Origin of the sequence: Prevotella sp. 885, assembly GCF_002265625.1 — a bacterium.
Taxonomy (GTDB): Bacteria; Bacteroidota; Bacteroidia; order Bacteroidales; family Bacteroidaceae; genus Prevotella.
In genome coordinates this window covers 1-914 of record NZ_NOVE01000128.1, presented here as the reverse complement: position 1 = coordinate 914, position 914 = coordinate 1, and the positions used below count along the sequence as shown (strand labels likewise).

Below are 914 nucleotides of genomic sequence, written 5' to 3'. Positions count from 1 at the left end.
GGCGGATTCGCGCAGAATTCCTCGTGTTCCGCGTTACTCAGGATACCACTAGGCTTCAGCGTGCTTCGAGTACGGGACTGTCACCCTCTATGGTCGTTCTTTCCAGAACGTTCCTCTCACAAGCATCGTGCCACAGCGTGGTCCTACAACCCCACGGCTGCATTGCTACAGTCATGGTTTGGGCTCTTCCCCGTTCGCTCGCCACTACTAGGGGAATCATTGTTTATTTTCTCTTCCTGCAGGTACTAAGATGTTTCAGTTCCCTGCGTTAGCTCTATCTTAAGATAGTGACTGTCCTTCAGACAGACGGGTTGTCCCATTCGGAAATCCTCGGATCAGAGATTATTTGCATCTACCCGAGGCTTATCGCAGCTTATCACGTCCTTCATCGCCTCCGTGAGCCAAGGCATCCGCCTTGCGCCCTTTTCTACTTTCTTCGAATCTTCATTACTGATTGCTCAGCAACGAAAACCGTAGCTCATACTTTCAGCTGTTGTTATTAATTTAACTTACAGTTTTGCTTGTATCAATATGTCAAAGATCGTTTCCCCTGTAAGGGATGGTGGAGAATATCGGGGTCGAACCGATGACCTCTTGCATGCCATGCAAGCGCTCTAGCCAACTGAGCTAATCCCCCATACATTTATTTAGTAAGACAGTGCGCCAAGAAGCTTGGGAGAAGGGAAGCAAACCATTTGCTGACCTTTTCTCTTATTATAGACATTCTAGCTTTTCTTGACCGTCTAGTGATACTAGACATTCTAGAGATTCTAGATGCTATAGCTCGTCTCTCCAGAAAGGAGGTGTTCCAGCCGCACCTTCCGGTACGGCTACCTTGTTACGACTTAGCCCCAATCACCGGTTTCACCCTAGGCCGACCCTTGCGGTCACGGACTTCAGGCGCCCCCGGCTTT

1 tRNA gene and 2 rRNA genes are annotated in these 914 nt (G+C 49.1%); all 3 read right to left on the bottom strand.

From position 1 onward, the window contains the following. Window positions 1-437: ribosomal RNA gene (locus tag CHL74_RS15415) — 23S ribosomal RNA — on the bottom strand; the annotation flags it as partial. A 123-nt stretch (window positions 438-560) separates the two neighbouring features. Next, window positions 561-637 (bottom strand) — tRNA-Ala (locus CHL74_RS15410). Window positions 638-796: 159 nt separating this feature from the next. Next, a 16S ribosomal RNA gene (locus CHL74_RS15405) occupies window positions 797-914 on the bottom strand; the annotation flags it as partial.